We start from the raw sequence: 18667 nt of genomic DNA, 5'->3' as shown, positions 1-18667 counted from the left end.
AAATCATGGAAATTATTTACAATAAACCCGAAATTTATGCAACAAATGATATCTGGATTCAGCCTGTTAGCAGGAGCTCTGTTTTGGAATCAGATGTTGTTGGAAATTGTAAAATAATCAATGATATTCCAATTTTAAGGGTTTTAGGAAGTCCGTCATTAAAAAAGACTGTTTTGAACATTTTGCACGTTTTAAAAGATAAAATGACCCTTTTTAAAAATAATTTCGAAATTAAAGGGATGGATAATATTTTTAAGTATTTAAACGATGTCTATTTTGATAAATCCGTTAATAATTATTACAGGGCCAAAAAAGCATGGTATAGGGTAATTGGAGATTTATTTGAGGATGTTAATAACTGGAACTTTAAAAAAGTAATGGGTAAATTAATAACTATTTTGAAAGTTTTAAACCCGATTTTGGTATTTGACCTTCACGATGTTTCAAAATGGAATCACTTGAAAACATATAATAGGTTTATTCAATTTTTGAAAAATGAAGGAATAAGTATTGTTTTAAGGTGTCCTTTTGAAGCTTATTCGTATTTAAAAAATAATTTTGATAACCATAAAACAAACAGTGTTGCTGCAGTAATATATTATGCAAAAAATAAAGGCCATTTGATATCAGAAAAAGTTTCAGAAGAACTTTTGAAAATAAGTTGTGGAAATTTAAAAATAATTGATTTGATACTTGCTAATTCAAAAAGAGACCTTAAAAATATGCGAGATTTAAAAATAAACTGGAAAAAAATAATTCCAGAAGTTCTGCCTAAAAAATACAAAAATATTGTCCAAAAAATATTCCTGTTAAAAAAATTCAATATCAAGGAAATAGCTGGCATGTTAGAATACAGTTCTTCAACAGTTTATAATTACTTAAATGAACTTGTTGGATTGAATATTATTAAAAAAAGAAAGGTTAATAAAAATATCCTTTTTAAACTAGATATTGATAAAAAAACAGCTTTAGACATAGTTCAATCAAATGTTAGTTTTAAAGATATATTTTTTGAAATTAATAATTTTAAAGATATAAACTTGAAAAAGCGTACGGAAATTTTCAATGGATTTTTAATTTTTGGATAGGTTTGGATCCGAGTTTTAATTAATATTTTTTAATAATATTTCAAAACCTTGTTGTTTGTTTTTTATTATTAAACAGATGTGTCTATTTTAATTTTCCACAATATTACTTGACTATTTTTGTATATCTTTTATTTTATTGATTTTTTGATTATCATATATTTTAAATTCGGTTTTTACTTGTTTTTTGATTTTTTTTGTTTTTCGGTGTTTCGAGTATGATGTATATATGGTGTGTCTCTTTTTGATTTTTTTGTTTATAAAAAATTAATTATACATTTATTTTACTTTTTTAACCTATATATGTATAATAATAAAATATAATTAATATAATAATATAATAATAAATAAAAAAAGTTATTTTATAAAAATAAAGTTAAATAATATAATAAATACTAAAAAGAATGGTTTTAATAGATATATATTATAAAAAAGCATTATATAATTATTATATATAATATAACCATTAAAAGCATGGTTAAATATATAAAAAAACCAGAAATCTCAAAAAACAAATTCAAAACAAAACCATGTTATATACATGAAACTCGAAAACCCGAAAAGATAATCTAAAAAATATACTTTTCTAAATCTATAAAATAATACATAAACAGTATAAAAAATGAAAAATATTAATTACGTTTTTTAGAATACGCTTTTTTTAAGTACAAAACATGTTCACAATTATCACTCTGGCAAGCCACACACCAGTAGTTATTTTCATTTGTTTTGAATATTTCAAAAGAACTATCTTTATCATTTAAAATAAATGTAGTTCCTCCAAAACCATTGTCTATTTTTTTAATATCATAATCTTTTGAAGTATTTTCAACAGAAAGGGTGGTTTGGAATTCGTCTTTTTTTAAACTGTGTTTTAAATTCTTTTTTTCTTCAATTTTCCGGTCTTCAATTACTACTGCGTTATATATTTTCAAATAATTTTCCGGATTTATCGAATAATACACTCTATGGCTGGTCCTTTCCCTTTTAACAAGATTTAATGAAGTGCATAATTTTAAAAATTGTGCAGGAAGTCCTTTTGATATATTCAATTCATTTGAAAGATCTTCACAACACATTGGTTCTTTCAAAAGTTTAGTTAGTATTAATTTTCTTTCTTTAGTATTTACTAGTTTTTTTAAAATAGCTTCCATAAAATCCCCAATTTTAAATAACTTATAAATTTATTTTTATTATACTAATTTATTAATTAAATATGGTTTAAATTTTATAATACTTTTATATTCACAATATTTTATAATCTTATTTCAGTTCATATATTATATTATTTAAAAAATTAATCTTATTACTATATTTTACCAGTTTAATCATGATTTAAACTCTTTTTTTTAAGTATCTTGATTTTTTATATTTAATTTGTAATTTTATTAATAATAATCTGTTTTAATATATATTACTTGTTATATTCACAATTTATTTTATTTTTAAAGTTATATTCACAATTAATATTTACAAAAATACCTTATTTTTCATAATTCAAATTAATTTTATATTTATTGTGATATATTTATATAATATACTGATTTTATTAAAATGATTTTTAATTAAAAATAAGGATTTATATTAATTAGATACACAAAAAAATAATATATTCACAATTTATTTTATTTTTAAACTTATATTCACAATATTATTATTTTAGATGTTTTAAACTTTCGGTTTTTCGAAACTTATAAAAAAGATAATTCATTATATATTTTAAGACACTTTTCGGACTATTTTCATACTGGAGGGATATGGCTTATGTTAGACCCAATTGAATTTATTCATAATGCATCATCGATATCGAAAAAATCAATGAACAGGTTAAAATTAAAAACGAACCCATTTTCAGAAAAACCAATTAGGGGTAACACCAAATTTTTTGTTGGAAGAACTTCTGAACTTTCTGAAATTGCGGACATTTTGGGTGCGGCACAGTATGGTAGTGTTGCAAATGCTGCAATAGTTGGTACAAAAGGAATTGGAAAAAGTTCGATACTAAATATATTGTATTACGCTTCAAAAAGACACAATCATTGGGTTGTTGAATTAGAAGCCTCACAAATCACTGCAAGACAGTTTTTAATACAATTAATGTATGGAATCATCAAAGATAATCTGTTTTCAGTAGATGGAACTCTTTCATCTGACTATATGAAACATTCTCAAAAAATAATTGAGATTTATAAAAGACTCAGCAATTACAGTGATAAAACGCCTGTTCACTACCCTCGTGAAAAAATTGAAAGAGATTTAAAATATCTGTTAAACGAAGTAAAAGAAGAAAACAAACTCTGCGTTATATTAATTGATGAAGCAGACCAGTTTGCAAAAAGAAGCTGTCTTGGACTTTTACAGTTTTTCCACTCATTCTTATATGAGGATGATATTTTAACGTTTTTAGCAGGCCCTCCAACAATGGTTGAAGATTTGACAAAAATATCCCCTGCAATAAGAGATAGAATTCCAAAAATCATAAATATGCCTCCTCTTACAAAAGAAGAAGCATATGATCTTATAAAAAGAAGACTCGAAGATTCACAAATAACTGGTGCGAAAGGATATCAACCTTTTTCAGAACAGAGCATCGAGAAAATAATTGAGGAATGTGACGGAATTCCAAGAAGAATTATAATGACATGTTCTGAAGCAGTTTCTCTCGGACTTAAAAATGGTGTAGATGAAATAGATGACGAAATTGCAAGAAACGCAATGAAAAATCTCGGGATAAGTGTAGGACACCAGATTTTAAACCACTTAACACCCGCCCAGTCTAAAATAATAAAAGCAATGGCTGAACTTGGTGGAAGCTCCACTGTAACTGAACTTTCAGGAATTTTAAACAATTCAACAGGAACGATTGGAACACACCTTTCAGATATTTATGAAATGGGGTATATTTATAAAGAAAGAGATGGATATAATGTATACTACACTTTATCCAAGGAATTAAAGGACGTTTTGATAACAAAAGAAGATATTTCGTAAATTATTTCAGGTGTTTTTTGATGCAATGCAATGACGTTCAGGCAACAGAACCTGATATTAAGGTTTCATTAACCCGGGTTGGCGTAACAAACCTAAAAAAACTTGTAAAATTAAAAAGAAAAAATAAAAGAGACATCGTTCTTCTCCCCACCTTCGAAGTTTTTGTGGATCTTCCAAGTTCACAAAAAGGAATTCATATGTCAAGAAGCCCCGAAGTAATCGAAGAAGTAGTTGAAAACATACTTTTAGAAAAGGAAATTTATGGTGTTGAAGATTTATCTGTTGAAATAGTTATGAAACTCTTCGAAAAACACGAATATGCGACAAGAGCCGAAGTAATGCTTTACAGCGATTACATGATGGAAGAAAAATCCCCTGTAACAAAAAAAGATTCTCAGGAAATTGGAAAGATAATCGCAAGAGCATATGGTGTAAAAGACAGCAATGGAAAAATAGATGTAAAAAAGATGGTTGGTGCAGAAGTCGTTGGAATTACGGCATGCCCCTGTGCACAAAACATGTTAAAAGAAAATGCAGTTGCTAGTTTAACTGAAAAAGGATTTTCAAATGAAGACATTAAAAAAATTCTTGATTCAGTTACTATTGCAACACACAACCAAAGAGGAATTGGAACGGTTATGATAGAAGTTCCAAATGGATATACTGTTGGAATTTCAAAAATAATCAAAATAATTAAAGATTCAATGAGTGGGGAAGTTTACGAACTTTTGAAGAGAAGTGACGAAGCTTTTGTTGTAGAGGCAGCTCACAAAAATCCAAAATTTGTTGAAGACTGTGCAAGAGAGATGATAAAAAGAGTTGTGGATGTTTTTGATTATCTTCCTGAAGACACACAAGTTCTTGTAAGGCAGGTAAATAAAGAGAGTATTCACAGACACGATGCTTTTGCAGAAAGAAATTCTACAATAAGGGAACTAAGGGACGAACTTAAAACTTTAACAAATTAACTTTAATTTATTTTTTAGTGGTTTTATGAAAGCTCTCGTTGTTGGGGCATGTACGCGCCCTGTTGTAAATTCTTTAAAAAAATTAAATTTTGAGGTCTATTCAGTTTCTCACTATAACCCTGTGGATTTAAATGCAGATCATAAAAAATATACTATCAATGACAAATTTCACGGACATTTGGTAGATAAATATTCTGAAAAAGAATTATTAAATCTTTCAAAAGAATATGTGGATTTGGTTGATTATATTTTTGTATGTTCTGGAATATTTGAGAGTAAAACTTCAAAAACTCCAAACTGGGACGTTGTTGGAAACTCACCAAAAAGAATTAAAAATATAAGTGATAAATATAAAACTGTAAAGAAATTGGAAAATTTAGGCTTTAATGTGCCGGTAACATACCTAGTAAATAATAAATACCAGTTTGAAAAATGCTTATCGGAGTTAAAGTCTGTAGTAGTAAAACCTATTTCAGGTAGCGGCGGAATTGGTGTAACTAATATTGATTTTCAAAATACGGATAATTTGGATATAAACTATCCTGTACTGGTTCAGGAATGTATCAAATCTGAATCATACAGTGCTTCATTTATCGGTTCAAATTTTTTATGTTTTAACAAGCAATTGATAAATAACAATATTTATGTAGGAAACATATCCCCGTATGTTTTAAACTTGAAAAACGAAACAATTCAGGAATTTGAAGAAATAATAGCTTCGCTGGATCTTTTAGGGATGAATGGAATTGATTTCATGCTAAAAGATGGAATTCCATATATTATCGAAGTAAATCCTAGGATTTTAGGAACTTATGAAACAATAGAATTATCTTCAAAATACAATCTTTCAAAGGCAATTCTCGAAAATAAACCCGTAAAACCAAAAGACTGTTTTTTTAAAAAAATAGTTTTTTCAGACAAAGGTTCATCATATTCCATCGATAAAAATCCATTTTTAAGGGATATCCCACAAAAAGGAACCTATATCGAAGAGGGAGAACCAGTCGTTACAATAATCGGAAGAAACATGGCTGATGTAAGAGAAATGGAGTGCGGTATTTTAAGAGGTGTATGAAACATGAATTTATCAAAAGATGAGATATTTACAATGCTCGAAAACCCCCTGATTCAACAAGTACTTTTTGAAATAATGGATGAGGACGTTGTTGGCTTTGATGTTTTGTCAGTACTTATCAATACTAATGAAGTAACAGATGACGAGATTTCAAGACAGTTGGATGTAAAATTAAACAATATTAGAAGGATACTCTACAAATTATACGAAGCAAGGCTTGTAGATTATAATCGAGAAAAGGACGAAGAAACAAACTGGTACACTTACACCTGGAAACCATCTCTTGAAAAAGTGCCAGCACTGGTTGCTAAAAAAATGAAAAATGTATTAAATGGTTTAAAAGAACAGCTAAATGTGGAAGAAACAAACATGTTTTTTTTCTGTTCTGACTGTGAAATTAAATTTACATTTGAAGATGCGATGGATAGTGGATTTAGATGCCCCCAATGTGGCGAGATGATGTATGAATACGATAATAAAAAGGACATTTCACTATTAAAAGAACAAATTAAATATTTAGAGGACGAATTTAATAAAAACCCTCTTTTTTCTACTTATTAAGGTTGCATCTATGAATATTGTTTTAAATGATCTTCTAAACGACGCTACTTTATATGAAAAATTTTCTAATTTTAAAAAAATGCAAGAAATACCTAATTTTAATGAATATTTAACTTTTTTAACAGAACGTTGTGAAAAAAACGTGGTTCTACACAGCATTGCGGTAGCTGATTATGTTTATGAGTTTGGAATCAAATTATTAAATAACAAACATGATTTTGATTTAGATACGGCTGTTTTGGGTGCTATTTTGCACGACATTGGGCGAAGTAAAAGCCACAATATAGATCACGGGATAATTGGTTCTGAAATATTATTGAAAAATAATTTTAATGAAAAATACGCTAAAATTGCAGAACGGCATATTGGTGCAGGAATTTCTAGAAAAGAAGCAGAAGATTTGAATTTGCCTAAAAAAGATTATATTCCAAAAACATTGGAAGAAAAAGTAATAGCAAATGCGGATAACTTAATTTCCGGGGATTTGAGGGTTGATATTGATTTTGTAATTGATAAATTTAAAAAAAGAACAAATGATGAAGTTTCAAATAATGTTTATGCACTTTATTTAGAAGTAAATAAGTTAATTGATAATTAACTAAAATTAATTAAAACAAATGATTTTTATGCAAACAACAGTCCGGTAAGTCTCAATACTGCATAAAATGTGCCGATCGCAAAAGTCATACATACCGCACACGTAATTATCATTCTATTTACTTTTAAACCAAATAATGGAACTGCAAAAAACAGCCCGAATAATCCAGAACCCATCTGTATCGTTTCAATCGCTTTTGATATTTGTGAAGCTTCAACTGACGGCATTGTTGGTGCTAACTGAGATATTACTGTTAAATAACCCCCAATCAAACCAGCAGTTGCAGGAATCACACCACAGAGAATTATAAGGCCCACTGCAAGACCGTTTGCAGTGACACTTAGAAGTTGGGATTTTAAATTTTGAAGGTCGTCAAGTGTTTTTGCAAGTTTTTTCAGAGTGTCTGCAAGCTCTCCACCATATTTTCTATTTTCAATGATTAACCTTCCAACCTGTCTAAATATCTTTGAATCAAGAGAATTTGAAACAAGTATCATTGCATCTTCAAAACTCAATTTTCTTTCAGTCATTAATGTAACAATTTTTGAAAAAACTACGTCCACTTCAGGAATTCCACTTCTTATAACTTCATTAATTGCTTCAACAACAGAACGTCCGGAATCAAGTGATAAAACCATGACGTATAGTGCTTTAGGTATATTTTTGTCGAATTTATCCATTTTAGATTCATACATAATCGTCGGGAGTGAAAGAACGGATCCTAAATATACAAAAGTTAAAATCAAGGTAGTTTTTAAGGTGAAACCTAAAAATATTTTTAACAATATTGGTAAAATCGTTATAACCAATAATATTCCGATAAAAACTCGTTCATCAAGTTTTCTACCTGTTTTTTTTAATATCTTAATATTTCGTACAATTAAAACATGATATACATGATCTAGGTATTTTTTGGCATCCATAATTTCACTCAATCTTCATTTTAATAAAGATGGTAAATATAATTGTTGACATTAACCCTATTTTGCCCATCACGAGGTCAATAGCATTGATAATTCCGTCAAATCCTTGCTGAGCACCCAATGCTGACTGTATCATTCCTGAAAATGGGATAATCAAACCAATACCAAATATAAGATTTCCCAAATTTGATATTTGGAATTTTGAACTGTCTATTTTTGACATAGATTCTCTTACAATTTCATTATACAAATTTTCAAGTAAAAGCTGTGTTCCACCCTTATTTGCTGCAAGAATCAACTGGTCGTAAAGCTGTCTCATTATATGTATTTTAGTCCTCATTTTAGCTCTTTCGAGAGCTTCTACGAAGTTATACCCACCCTGATTAATATCTTTTATAATACTTCTAAATTCAAAAGAGGTAATTCCATATTCTGGATTGTTTGCAATATTTTTCAAGGATTCCTGAACAGAAGCACCAGAGTTTAACATTGAAATAAGGTGTAATATACTCATTAACACCTGAATTTTAATTTCCCCTCTAAACAATGTTAATTTTAGTTTTGGATAAAATATACTACCAACAACTATAATAACTGCTAAAAGTACCCCATTAGAAACGCCAGAAAATACATCGCCGGTCAAAACACCGTAAATTATGAATAAAACAACCGTGGTGATTGCTGCAATCATCATCTTTAAGAAATAAACTCGCTCATCTACAATACCTGCATACTGGTAATCCCTCTTAGAAGGTAAAAATGAGGTGTTTGTAACCCAGTATGAAAAAGATCTGGAGTATCCGCCAAGTGCTCCAAATTCTTTTTTTTCAAAAAGTAAATCATCTAAGTCAATACTTACTTCGGGAGTTTCATCGATATATGGTTCGTAAAACTCTAAAATCTCATCTTTATGTATATCTTCAGTTTTTCTTTCGAAGATTTTTTTTAAATATTCCGATCTTCCAACCCTAGATATTTTTCTTTTTTTCGGAGTTTTAACTCCTTTTAATGTATTGGCGAGTTTATCAAAAGTACCCTGTTTTTTTTCAGTTTTTCTTTTCATCTAAACCCCAATTATTCCAAAATGTTTTTCAAGACATTTTCTGGATTTTCCTGATATTGCTTAAGTACATCCCCTACTTTTCTAATATCATTAATATTGTTGTTCACCATATATTTTAGTACTTTCTTTCTATTGATTCTATCGTCCATTAATTCATCTCTCGTAATACCTGCAATCTGGCACACGTCTTCTTCCCACATACAAATTCCTGTTTTTACAACACTGTCGCTTATTCCATCGTATTTAAAGAGCTCAGTTTTTGTAATATTTTCCCCACTTCCTCCGATTTCAACAACACCAAGGATCCTTCTAACAGTTTTTTTATTACGTTTAATACGCTGCTGGTTTATGATAAAATCAACTGAAGACATCATAACTTTTGGAACGTTCATAGGAGGGTTTATTAACCTAATGAGTGCTTCATCTGCGCTGTTTGCGTGCAGAGTTCCGGAACATCCATCGTGCCCGGTGTTCATAGCAACAAGCAATGAGTGGGCTTCACTACCCCTAACTTCCCCTACAAATATCCTGTCAGGCCTCATCCTTAAGGAATTTTTAATCAGGTCATCCATCGTGATTTCATAACCTTGAATACCCGGTCTTCCAGGTCTTGTAATCATTTTTATCAGGTGCGTTAGTGGAACCTGTAACTCTGGAGTATCTTCAATAGTTACAAGTCTATCGGTATACATCGAAAACATTGAAACAACGTTTAAAGTTGTAGTTTTACCCGAACCAGTTCCACCTACAATAAGTGTGTTTGCAGGTTTTGCACCAAAGTACCCTTCAACAGCCTGCCAGAGGAATGCCGCAAGTTCTAAATCAAAAGTTCCAAAATTAATCAAATCAACAATAGTTAATGGATCTTCACTAAACTTACGAATGGTAATTGTATTTCCACCCAATGTAACATCACTCATTGTAGCGTTAACCCTGCTTCCATCTGGTAAAAATGCATCAAGCATTGGAGTTCTTGAATCAATAGTCCTGCCTGCAAGATAAGCAATGCTTTCAACAACCCGCGTTGCTTCGTGTCTATCAAGTCTAATATTTGTCTCACACATCTGGTATTTTCTATGAAATACAAAAGAAGGTGATTCAACACCATTTACCATTACTTCTTCTAATTTGCTATCATTTAATGGAATTTCTAAAAGCCCTAATTTTCCAATTATTAAGTAAAAATAGTGTGATAAATGGAGTATTTCTATGTCTCTTAAATGTAAATTATTTTTTTCCGAATAATTTTTAAGGTATCCTTGAATCTGCCCTAATTTTTGAAGGGTAGATTCTGAAAGTTCCGCTTTTATTGTTTTAATATCCATATCTGAAAATTTTGCAAGAGCTGTATTCATAAGAGTGATTTCTGGAATCTTGTATAGTGTGACACCATTTTCTTTTTCAATAATTACATCAAAATCAATGTCATCAACTTTTACAAAGTATTTATCAAGTATTGAGCTTGTAGAATCTCTTTCAAATTCTTCTACTGGCTGTTTTGCCCGTTCATTCACTGAAAAACCCACTTTTATTTCGGGTTTTTTGACCTTTTCAGAATTATCAAGTATGCTCGGGGTTTCAGATACTTTTTCAGATACATTATTTTTTTTAGCGACAGATGGATTGGAATCTCTGCTTTGGATTCTGTCAAAAAGCCCCATATTATCACCTTATAATGTTACATCGATATCTAAGTGTTCTGTTAGCTCTTTGTACCTATTTCTTATTGTAACTTCAGTAACTCCTGCAACATCTGCAACTTCTCTCTGAGTTCTTCTAGTTCCCTGTAAAACACTTGCAATATAAATTGCAGCAGCGGCAACTCCCGTAGGTCCTCTACCACTAGTAAGACCACGTTCTCCTGCTTTTTGCAAGATTGATATTGCTTTTGATTCAACTTCTCCTGGAAGTTTTAATTCTGAAGCGAATCTTGGAACATAATCCACAGGATTTGTTGGAGCAAGCCTGATGTTTAATTCTCGTGAAATAAATCTATATGTTCTTCCAATTTCTTTTCTATCCACTCTTGAAACTTCTGCAATTTCATCAAGAGTTCTTGGAACTTTACATCGTCTGCATGCAGCGTAGAGTGCAGCAGCGGCAACACCTTCAATACTTCTTCCCCTAATGAGCCCTTTTTCAACAGCACCCCTGTAAAGAACTGCAGCGTTTTCCCTAACGTTTCTTGGAAGACCCAATTTTGAAGCTATCCTGTCAAGTTCGGAAAGTGCAAAAGCTAAGTTTCTTTCAGATGCATCAGAAACCCTGATTCTTCTCTGCCATTTTCTTAATCTATAAAGTTGAGCTCTTTTATCTGCAGAAATATCTTTTCCGTAGCTGTCTTTATTTCTCCAGTCGATAACTGTTGATAAACCTTTATCGTGGATTGTATAAGTCATTGGAGCTCCAACCCTACTTCTTTTTACACGCTGTTCGTGATCAAAGGCTCTCCATTCAGGACCCACGTCAAATAAATTCTGCTGTAAAACACATCCACACATTTCACAAACGATTTCAGCCCGTTCATAATCTTTAATAATACTTTTACTACCACAGACAGGACAGATTAATTCTTCTTCCTTTTCTAAAATAACATTCTTATTTGAGTAGTCTTCAGGCTTTGCGATAGCAATTTTAATCTTTCTTTCAGGCTTTTTAGTATCTTCTTTTGTAACAGATTCGATTTTCATGATAACACCGTCTTAAAGTTATCTTCTTCCTTTTTTACGGGGTTTTGATTGTTTTTTTGATTGTTCATTCATAACGAAAACATTATCCGATTCCAAGGTTTTTTCAGCGTCGTCTTCACTATAAGGAATTATTTTTACATACGGTTCTTCAACAGGTCCAAATACATCGTAGATTTTTCCAATCTTTTTAACTCTATCTTTAAGTTTTATTCCAACAGGCGAATTAAAACGAGGCTGTTTTTTAACACGCCCAATTATTTTTCCTTTTGGAGTTCTATGCAGTATTTTTATTTTTTCCAACGAGATTCCCCCATATCGAATGATTATGGTATATCGAGAGTTATGAATATTTAACAATAAAATCGATTCATATATAGTTTTCGCACGATAGTATTTATATATTTCGAAAAGTATATATATGATTTACTAAATAGAATCGCAATTCTAAGAACAAAACGGAACTAAAAACAGTGTATGTAATTAAATCATCGATAGTTTTATATACTGTGTGCAAAAACCTTAGCGTTTTAGTAATGGGAATCATAAACCACCCAAAAGTATTTAAGAAATAAAATTAATTTAGTTGGGAATAAAATCTGTTTTTTACATCTTAATTACTGCCTAAATTAAAAAAACAGGTAGAATTTAAATTTATTAAAAATCTAAAAATTAAGCTTAAATTTAAATTACTATGGCCATTTTTTTATTCTTTCATCTGGAAAAGCTTTTTATCATTTACCAGCCCTTGTTTTTATAACTGTAATTTTTCGGACTTTAGATAATAATATATAGGTGGTTATTCGTGAATAATAATAGCATTGAATATAGAAAGTTGGAACACCTTATTGTGTGCGACCACTGTGACGTGGAGTATAAAAAAGGGACCCTTCTTGAGGACGTTGAATTAATTCACAGCGGTATATCAAACTGCGATTTAGACGATATCGATACATCTATCGAAATTTTTGGAAAAAAATTAAATTCTCCGTTAATTGTAGCAGCAATAACTGGTGGACACCCTAAAGCAAAGGAAGTCAATAAAAATATTGCTATTGCTGTTGAGGAACTGAATTTAGGTATGGGTGTAGGTTCACAAAGGGCGGCTATATCAAAAAGCTACCTTGAAGATACCTATTCTGTTGTAAGGGATCACACTTCCTCATTAATTATCGGAAACCTTGGAGCAGTTAACTTTGTGGAAGATTCATGGGATGAAGAAATTATTTCAAAGTCTGTAGAAATGATTGATGCAGATGCCATGGCGATTCATTTCAATCCACTACAGGAAGCTATACAGCCTGAAGGCGATGTAAACTTCAAAGGACTTAATATTTTAAAAGAAATAATTTCAAATTACAATAAAATTCACGGAAAAATTCCATTTATCGCAAAGCAGGTTGGCGAAGGATTTTCAAAAAAAGATGCCATTTTTTTAAAAGAAATTGGCTTTGATGCGATAGATGTCGGCGGAAGCGGCGGAACTTCATGGGCTGCTGTAGAGCTTTACAGGATAAAAGATGAAGAGCAGAAGAATTTTTCAAACCAGTATTTTAACTGGGGAATTCCAACTGCCGCATCAATTCTGGAAGTAAATTCAGCCTTTTCAGGACCGATAATTGCAACAGGCGGAATCAGGACTGGAATCGATATTGCAAAATCAATTTCAATTGGTGCAAACTGCTGTGGAACTGCTTTACCAATTTTAAAAGCAGCATTAAAGTCTTCAGAAGCTGTTACAACTGTTCTAGAGAGAATGATTAAAGAGTTAAAAACTACAATGTTTTTGACAGGATGTAATAACATAAACGAACTAAAATCTGCCAGATATATTTTAAAAGGCGATTTAAAGAATTGGAAGGATCAGATTTAATAATTTAAATATTATCCATCGGAATTTTTTCAATTTATTTATTCATGTATTCAAAGCAAAGGATGTGATAATTTGCAGTTAGAAGTAGTCGCAATAGGTGGATACGAAGAAGTCGGAAGGAACATGACTGCCGTAAATATCGACGGCGAGATCATAATTTTCGATATGGGTGTAAGACTCGACAGGATAATGATTCACGAGGATACGGACATCTCAAAAATGCACAGTTTAAATTTAATTGAGATGGGCGTAATTCCAGATGATACGGTAATGAAAAATATCGAAGGAGAGGTTAAGGCGATTGTTTTAACACACGGGCACCTCGACCACATCGGAGCAATTACAAAACTTGCACACAGGTACAACGCTCCAATTATCGGAACTCCATATACTTTAGAACTCGTAAAAAGAGAAATTTTAAGCGAAAAGAAATTTGATGTTAGAAATCCATTAATTACTTTAGAAAACGGAAATAAATTAGATTTAACAGCAAATATTACTTTAGAATTTGTAAAAATTACACACAGTATTCCTGATGCTGCAATGGCAGTACTTCACACACCTTATGGTGCAGTAGTTTATGGAAACGACTTTAAATTTGATAATTTCCCTGTAGTTGGCGAAAAACCAGATTACAAAGCGTTAAAAAGAATTGGAAAACAGGGCGTAATTGCAATGGTTTCCGAAAGTACAAGAGTTGATTTTGAAGGAAAAACAGCATCAGAAGGAGTTGCTGCAAACCTTTTGAAAAACGACCTTTTAGGAACTGACAATGAAGACAATGCAGTTGTGGTAACTACATTTTCATCACACATTGCAAGAATTAAATCCATTACCGATATTGCTTCAAAAATGGGCAGAATTCCAGTACTTGTTGGAAGATCAATGTCAAAATACTGTGGAATTGCACAAGATATCGGTTTAGTAAAATTCCCAAAAGAAACAAAAATTTGCTGGGACCCTTCATCAATCGATAAAACCTTCCACCAGATAATGAAAGACGGTAAAGAAAACTACCTTATGGTTGTTACAGGACACCAGGGAGAAGAAGGTGCGGTTTTATCCAGGATGGCAACAAATAAAACTCCATTCAGGTTTGAAAAATACGATCAGGTTGTATTTTCAGCAGATGTTATTCCAAACCCAATGAATGCGGCACAAAGATATTTATTGGAAGCAAGATTAAATTTAGCAGGAGTTAGGCTATTTAAAGGAGCTCACGTATCTGGACACGCAGCAAAAGAAGATCACAGGGACATATTAAGATGGTTACAACCAGAACATTTGATACCTGCCCACGGTGATTTTAATTTAACTTCAGCATATGCTAAATTAGCAGAAGAAGAAGGATTCAGACTCGGTGAAGATGTACACTTACTCAGAAACGGTCAAAGCTTGAAATTTGAAAGAGTAATTTAATTGAGGTGCTAAAATGGTGTTTGATAGGGAAATATTGTCAAAAATCGATTCTGAACTCAAAAAATATATGGAAAAAGATACTAAACTTTACGGTGCATCAAAACACCTATTACTTGCAGGCGGTAAAAGAGTAAGACCTTATCTTTCAATTTTAACATATCTCTTGAAGAAAGATGACCTTACTGAAATAATGGCACCAGCACTTTCTGTTGAATTGATTCATAATTATACATTAGTTCATGACGATATAATGGATAATGATGACCAAAGAAGGGGAATCCCTACAGTTCACACGGTTTATGGTGAACCAATCGCAATTTTGGCTGGAGATTTGTTATATGCAAAGGCTTTTGAAGCTCTTTCAAATATTGAAGATAGTAAAAAGGCTCACGAAGTTTTAAAGGTTTTATCTAAGGCATGTGTTGAAGTCTGCGAAGGACAGACTGAAGACATGGAATTTGAAGAAAGATTCCCGACTTTAGATGAATACCTTGAAATGATTTCCAAAAAAACAGGTGCTTTAATTGTAGCCCCTGTAGAAATTGGAGCAGTTATGGCAGACTGCACTCCTGAAGAAAGAGAAGCACTCTGTAATTATGCAAAAAGAATTGGAATGACTTTCCAGATTCAAGACGATGTTTTAGATTTAATTGGGGATCAAAAAACAATCGGAAAGCCTGTGGGTAGTGACATTGTTGAAGGTAAAAAGACAATGATGGTAATTCACGCAATGGAAAACCTTTCTGAAGATAAAAAAGAAAGATTATTGCAGATTTTAGGAAATCAAGATGCAAATCAACAAGAAGTTGCAGAAGCAATTGAACTTTTAGCCGATTCTATTAATTATGCAAAAGATACAATGAAAAACGCAACAGAAGAAGCTAAAGATTACTTAAAAATATTCGATGCAGAAAAAAGAAAAAATCTCGAAAACATTGCAGATTTTATCATCGAAAGAATTCACTAATTACATTTAATTAGCTATTTTAACTTTTTTTAAAATTTAAAGGTGTTTTAATGAAAATTCCTAAAATTTACGTTGAAGGAGAATTAAACGACGGCGATCGTGTCGCAATTGAAAAAGATGGAAATGCAATAATTTTTTTAGAAAAAGATGAAGAATATTCTGGAAACGGCAAGCTTCTTTATCAAGTAATATATGATGATTTAGCAAAATACATGAGTTTAGACACTTTAAAAAAAGATGTTTTAATACAGTATCCTGATAAACATACACTTACATATCTTAAAGCAGGAACTAAACTTATTTCGGTACCTGCTGAGGGCTACAAAGTCTATCCGATAATGGATTTTGGTTTCAGGGTTTTAAAAGGATACAGGCTTGCAACACTTGAAAGTAAAAAGGGAGATTTAAGGTACGTTAATTCTCCAGTAAGCGGAACGGTCATATTTATGAACGAAATCCCATCAGAAAGAGCAAATTATGTATTTTATATGCTCGAAGAATAAATTTTCATTCTAAATTTTTGGAGTACTGGTATCCCCACGAACCAGTAATCTGTCCTTTTTTTGCCATTTTTCCTAAAATATCTAAGGTTTCTTTTTCAAGTAATTCTGGGGTGCTGTTTTCAAAGTAAGTTCCACAAAGGGGCATAAAATAGTGTGCATGGACTTTTCCATTCTTTTTTATAATGTATTTCATCAGATCAATGCTTTCTTTTCTTTGATCTTTTGTTTCGTCTGGAAAACCAAATATAAAATCAACTTTTGGAATTAAATCACATTCTTTAGACGTTTCAACAGCATTTATAACATCTGAAACTGTGTGACCGCGTCTTATATGTTTTAAAACTTCATCGCTTCCGCTCTGCGCTCCAAAATGAATGTATCTATTGTCGCAATACTTATTTACTAAATCAAGTGTTTCAAATTTTACAAATTCCGGCCTTACTTCTGATGGAAAAGTTCCAAAAAAGAGCCTTTTTTTAATTTCAAAGAGACTTTTCATCAATTTTTCAAGTTTTTCAATATCTGGTTTTGTTCCTGTTTTGGACCCATATGAAAACGCGTTTGGGGTTACAAACCGGATATCGCCCATAGTTTTTACAATTTTTACGATACTTTCAATACTTCTATGCCTTATATTTTTTCCAAATATTTGGGGAGTCTGGCAGAATCTACAGTTGTAGGGACACCCTCTTGTAATTTCTATTGGTGCAAGGGGCCATATTTTTTCATAATTGTCAAAATTCTCAATTATTATTCCTTTAATTATTTTTTCAGAAGTTTTTCCAGATTTTATAGAATTTATAAGATTTGGTAGTGAAATTTCCCCTTCACCAATTATTACGTGGTCAAATCCCATGTTTAATGTATCTTCTGGACATCCTGATGGGTGAGCTCCTCCCGCAATTAATATAACATCTTTTTTTAGTTTTTTTAATTCATTTATTTCGTTTAAAACTTCTTTTTCCTGCATACTCATAAATGAATATATTAAAATATCTAAAGAATCCAGATTTTCAATTATTTCGCTAAATTCTTTGAATAGTGTCCCACCTACTAGAGGATATAATTTTGAAATACTGTACTTGTTTTTTGAAGTCATTCTAAATCCGATCATAACCTTAAATAATTATGATTGGTATATAAAATTGACAGTAGAATTGGAGGTGCTTTTTTGAAAAAAAGACCAACTCTATATATCAAGATACACTACCCTGGAAGTATCTTGGAAGGAGAATACGACTACGAAGCGGTAGTAAAACTTAAAAATAAGTATATTAAATATTTAGAAACTGGAAAAGGAACTGGCACGCTGTTATTCAACGAAGACAAGAAAAACTTTGCAGTGGTTAATTTTCAACAAGTTTGTGCAATAGAAGTCGATAAAACCCTGATGTTCATGGACGAATTTGAGCGAGAATGGGATAAAGTTTATAAAACAAGGTAATTTTAATTTTTATATTGATTGGATGTATTGGTGATATAATGGCGAAGATTGCGAAAAATGCGGTTGTTATTGGGGATGTTGAACTCGGTAAAAACGTAAATATCTGGTATGGAGCAGTATTACGGGCAGATATTAATAAAATAAAAATAGATGATGATTCAAACGTGCAGGATAACTGTACTGTGCACTGTTCAAAAGATTATCCTGTTTTTATTGGAAAAGGCGTTTCAGTAGGGCATGGTGCAGTAATTCACGGGTGTACCATTGAAGACAATGTACTCGTTGGAATGAATTCAACTGTACTAAACGGCGCAAAAATCGGTAAAAACTCAATAATTGGCGCAAATGCACTTGTATCACAAAATAAAGAAATTCCACCAAATAGCATGGTTTTAGGGGTTCCTGGAAAAGTTGTAAGAACTTTAACTGATGAAGAAATAAATTCTATAAAAGAGAATGCAAAAAACTATCTTGAACTATCAAAAAACTTATAATGTTTAAAAATCAATG

At 31.3% G+C, this 18667-nt stretch carries 19 protein-coding genes; 12 read left to right on the top strand and 7 right to left on the bottom strand.

The window, feature by feature from the left end; translation table 11 throughout:
• Window positions 1-5 precede the first annotated feature (5 nt).
• A complete protein-coding gene (locus MMJJ_RS05280) occupies window positions 6-1088 on the top strand; it encodes a helix-turn-helix domain-containing protein (RefSeq protein ID WP_104837978.1) in 1083 nt (360 codons plus the stop codon).
• 629 nt (window positions 1089-1717) lie between these two features.
• Here MMJJ_RS05280 and MMJJ_RS05275 read toward each other — a convergent pair.
• Window positions 1718-2239, bottom strand: coding sequence for a helix-turn-helix domain-containing protein (locus MMJJ_RS05275; protein WP_104837977.1), 522 nt, complete (start codon window positions 2237-2239; stop codon window positions 1718-1720).
• A 610-nt stretch (window positions 2240-2849) separates the two neighbouring features.
• Between MMJJ_RS05275 and MMJJ_RS05270 the strand changes: the two genes are divergently transcribed.
• The 5 genes from MMJJ_RS05270 to MMJJ_RS05250 are packed head-to-tail and all read left to right on the top strand — an operon-like array spanning window position 2850 to window position 7278.
• A complete protein-coding gene (locus MMJJ_RS05270) occupies window positions 2850-4076 on the top strand; it encodes an AAA family ATPase (protein ID WP_011169977.1) in 1227 nt (408 codons plus the stop codon).
• 20 nt (window positions 4077-4096) lie between these two features.
• Window positions 4097-5044, top strand: coding sequence for a GTP cyclohydrolase MptA (gene mptA, locus MMJJ_RS05265; protein ID WP_104837976.1), 948 nt, complete (start codon window positions 4097-4099; stop codon window positions 5042-5044).
• Between the two features lie 25 nt (window positions 5045-5069).
• Complete coding sequence (locus MMJJ_RS05260) at window positions 5070-6119, top strand: ATP-grasp domain-containing protein (protein WP_104837975.1); 1050 nt, start codon at window positions 5070-5072, stop codon at window positions 6117-6119.
• Window positions 6120-6122: 3 nt separating this feature from the next.
• Window positions 6123-6680, top strand: coding sequence for a transcription factor E (gene tfe, locus MMJJ_RS05255; RefSeq protein WP_104837974.1), 558 nt, complete (start codon window positions 6123-6125; stop codon window positions 6678-6680).
• Window positions 6681-6690: 10 nt separating this feature from the next.
• Window positions 6691-7278, top strand: coding sequence for an HD domain-containing protein (locus MMJJ_RS05250; RefSeq protein WP_104837973.1), 588 nt, complete (start codon window positions 6691-6693; stop codon window positions 7276-7278).
• 26 nt (window positions 7279-7304) lie between these two features.
• Here the strand turns inward: MMJJ_RS05250 and MMJJ_RS05245 are convergent, their stop codons facing one another.
• From MMJJ_RS05245 to MMJJ_RS05225, 5 genes are read right to left on the bottom strand one after another with little or no spacing between them, the layout of a single operon-like run.
• Complete coding sequence (locus MMJJ_RS05245; RefSeq protein ID WP_104837972.1) at window positions 7305-8201, bottom strand: type II secretion system F family protein; 897 nt, start codon at window positions 8199-8201, stop codon at window positions 7305-7307.
• Between the two features lie 4 nt (window positions 8202-8205).
• Window positions 8206-9264: a type II secretion system F family protein gene (locus MMJJ_RS05240; RefSeq protein ID WP_013998533.1), complete on the bottom strand. Its 1059-nt coding sequence runs from the start codon at window positions 9262-9264 to the stop codon at window positions 8206-8208.
• Window positions 9265-9275: 11 nt separating this feature from the next.
• Window positions 9276-10925: a type II/IV secretion system ATPase subunit gene (locus tag MMJJ_RS05235; protein WP_011169984.1), complete on the bottom strand. Its 1650-nt coding sequence runs from the start codon at window positions 10923-10925 to the stop codon at window positions 9276-9278.
• A gap of 9 nt (window positions 10926-10934) precedes the next feature.
• On the bottom strand, window positions 10935-11954 hold the full coding sequence (locus MMJJ_RS05230) for a transcription initiation factor IIB (protein ID WP_104837971.1): 1020 nt from the start codon (window positions 11952-11954) through the stop codon (window positions 10935-10937).
• Window positions 11955-11972: 18 nt separating this feature from the next.
• A complete protein-coding gene (locus tag MMJJ_RS05225) occupies window positions 11973-12254 on the bottom strand; it encodes a Gar1/Naf1 family protein (protein WP_011169986.1) in 282 nt (93 codons plus the stop codon).
• A 502-nt stretch (window positions 12255-12756) separates the two neighbouring features.
• Between MMJJ_RS05225 and fni the strand changes: the two genes are divergently transcribed.
• The 4 genes from fni to MMJJ_RS05205 all read left to right on the top strand — a co-directional run bounded on the left by fni (window position 12757) and on the right by MMJJ_RS05205 (window position 16713).
• Window positions 12757-13824 carry a type 2 isopentenyl-diphosphate Delta-isomerase gene (gene fni / locus MMJJ_RS05220; RefSeq protein WP_104837970.1) on the top strand — a complete coding sequence of 356 codons (1068 nt, stop codon included), beginning with the start codon at window positions 12757-12759 and terminating at the stop codon, window positions 13822-13824.
• A 72-nt stretch (window positions 13825-13896) separates the two neighbouring features.
• Complete coding sequence (locus tag MMJJ_RS05215; protein WP_011169988.1) at window positions 13897-15243, top strand: RNase J family beta-CASP ribonuclease; 1347 nt, start codon at window positions 13897-13899, stop codon at window positions 15241-15243.
• A 13-nt stretch (window positions 15244-15256) separates the two neighbouring features.
• The gene (locus MMJJ_RS05210) at window positions 15257-16210 is read left to right on the top strand and encodes a polyprenyl synthetase family protein (RefSeq protein WP_104837969.1); all 954 of its coding nucleotides are present in this window, start codon (window positions 15257-15259) and stop codon (window positions 16208-16210) included.
• A gap of 50 nt (window positions 16211-16260) precedes the next feature.
• Window positions 16261-16713, top strand: a complete 453-nt coding sequence (locus MMJJ_RS05205; RefSeq protein WP_104837968.1) for a DUF2118 family protein — start codon at window positions 16261-16263, stop codon at window positions 16711-16713.
• 4 nt (window positions 16714-16717) lie between these two features.
• Here MMJJ_RS05205 and MMJJ_RS05200 read toward each other — a convergent pair whose 3' ends face one another.
• Window positions 16718-17827, bottom strand: coding sequence for a TIGR04013 family B12-binding domain/radical SAM domain-containing protein (locus MMJJ_RS05200; protein ID WP_104837967.1), 1110 nt, complete (start codon window positions 17825-17827; stop codon window positions 16718-16720).
• Window positions 17828-17884: 57 nt separating this feature from the next.
• Between MMJJ_RS05200 and MMJJ_RS05195 the strand changes: the two genes are divergently transcribed.
• Entirely contained in the window at window positions 17885-18157 is a 273-nt protein-coding gene (locus MMJJ_RS05195; RefSeq protein ID WP_011169992.1) for a hypothetical protein, read from the top strand.
• A gap of 38 nt (window positions 18158-18195) precedes the next feature.
• Window positions 18196-18651 carry a gamma carbonic anhydrase family protein gene (locus tag MMJJ_RS05190; protein WP_104837966.1) on the top strand — a complete coding sequence of 152 codons (456 nt, stop codon included), beginning with the start codon at window positions 18196-18198 and terminating at the stop codon, window positions 18649-18651.
• Window positions 18652-18667: the final 16 nt, after the last annotated feature.

Source organism: Methanococcus maripaludis (genome assembly GCF_002945325.1).
Lineage (GTDB): Archaea > AGJL01 > Methanococci > Methanococcales > Methanococcaceae > Methanococcus > Methanococcus maripaludis.
This window is presented reverse-complemented; position numbering and strand designations above follow the sequence as displayed.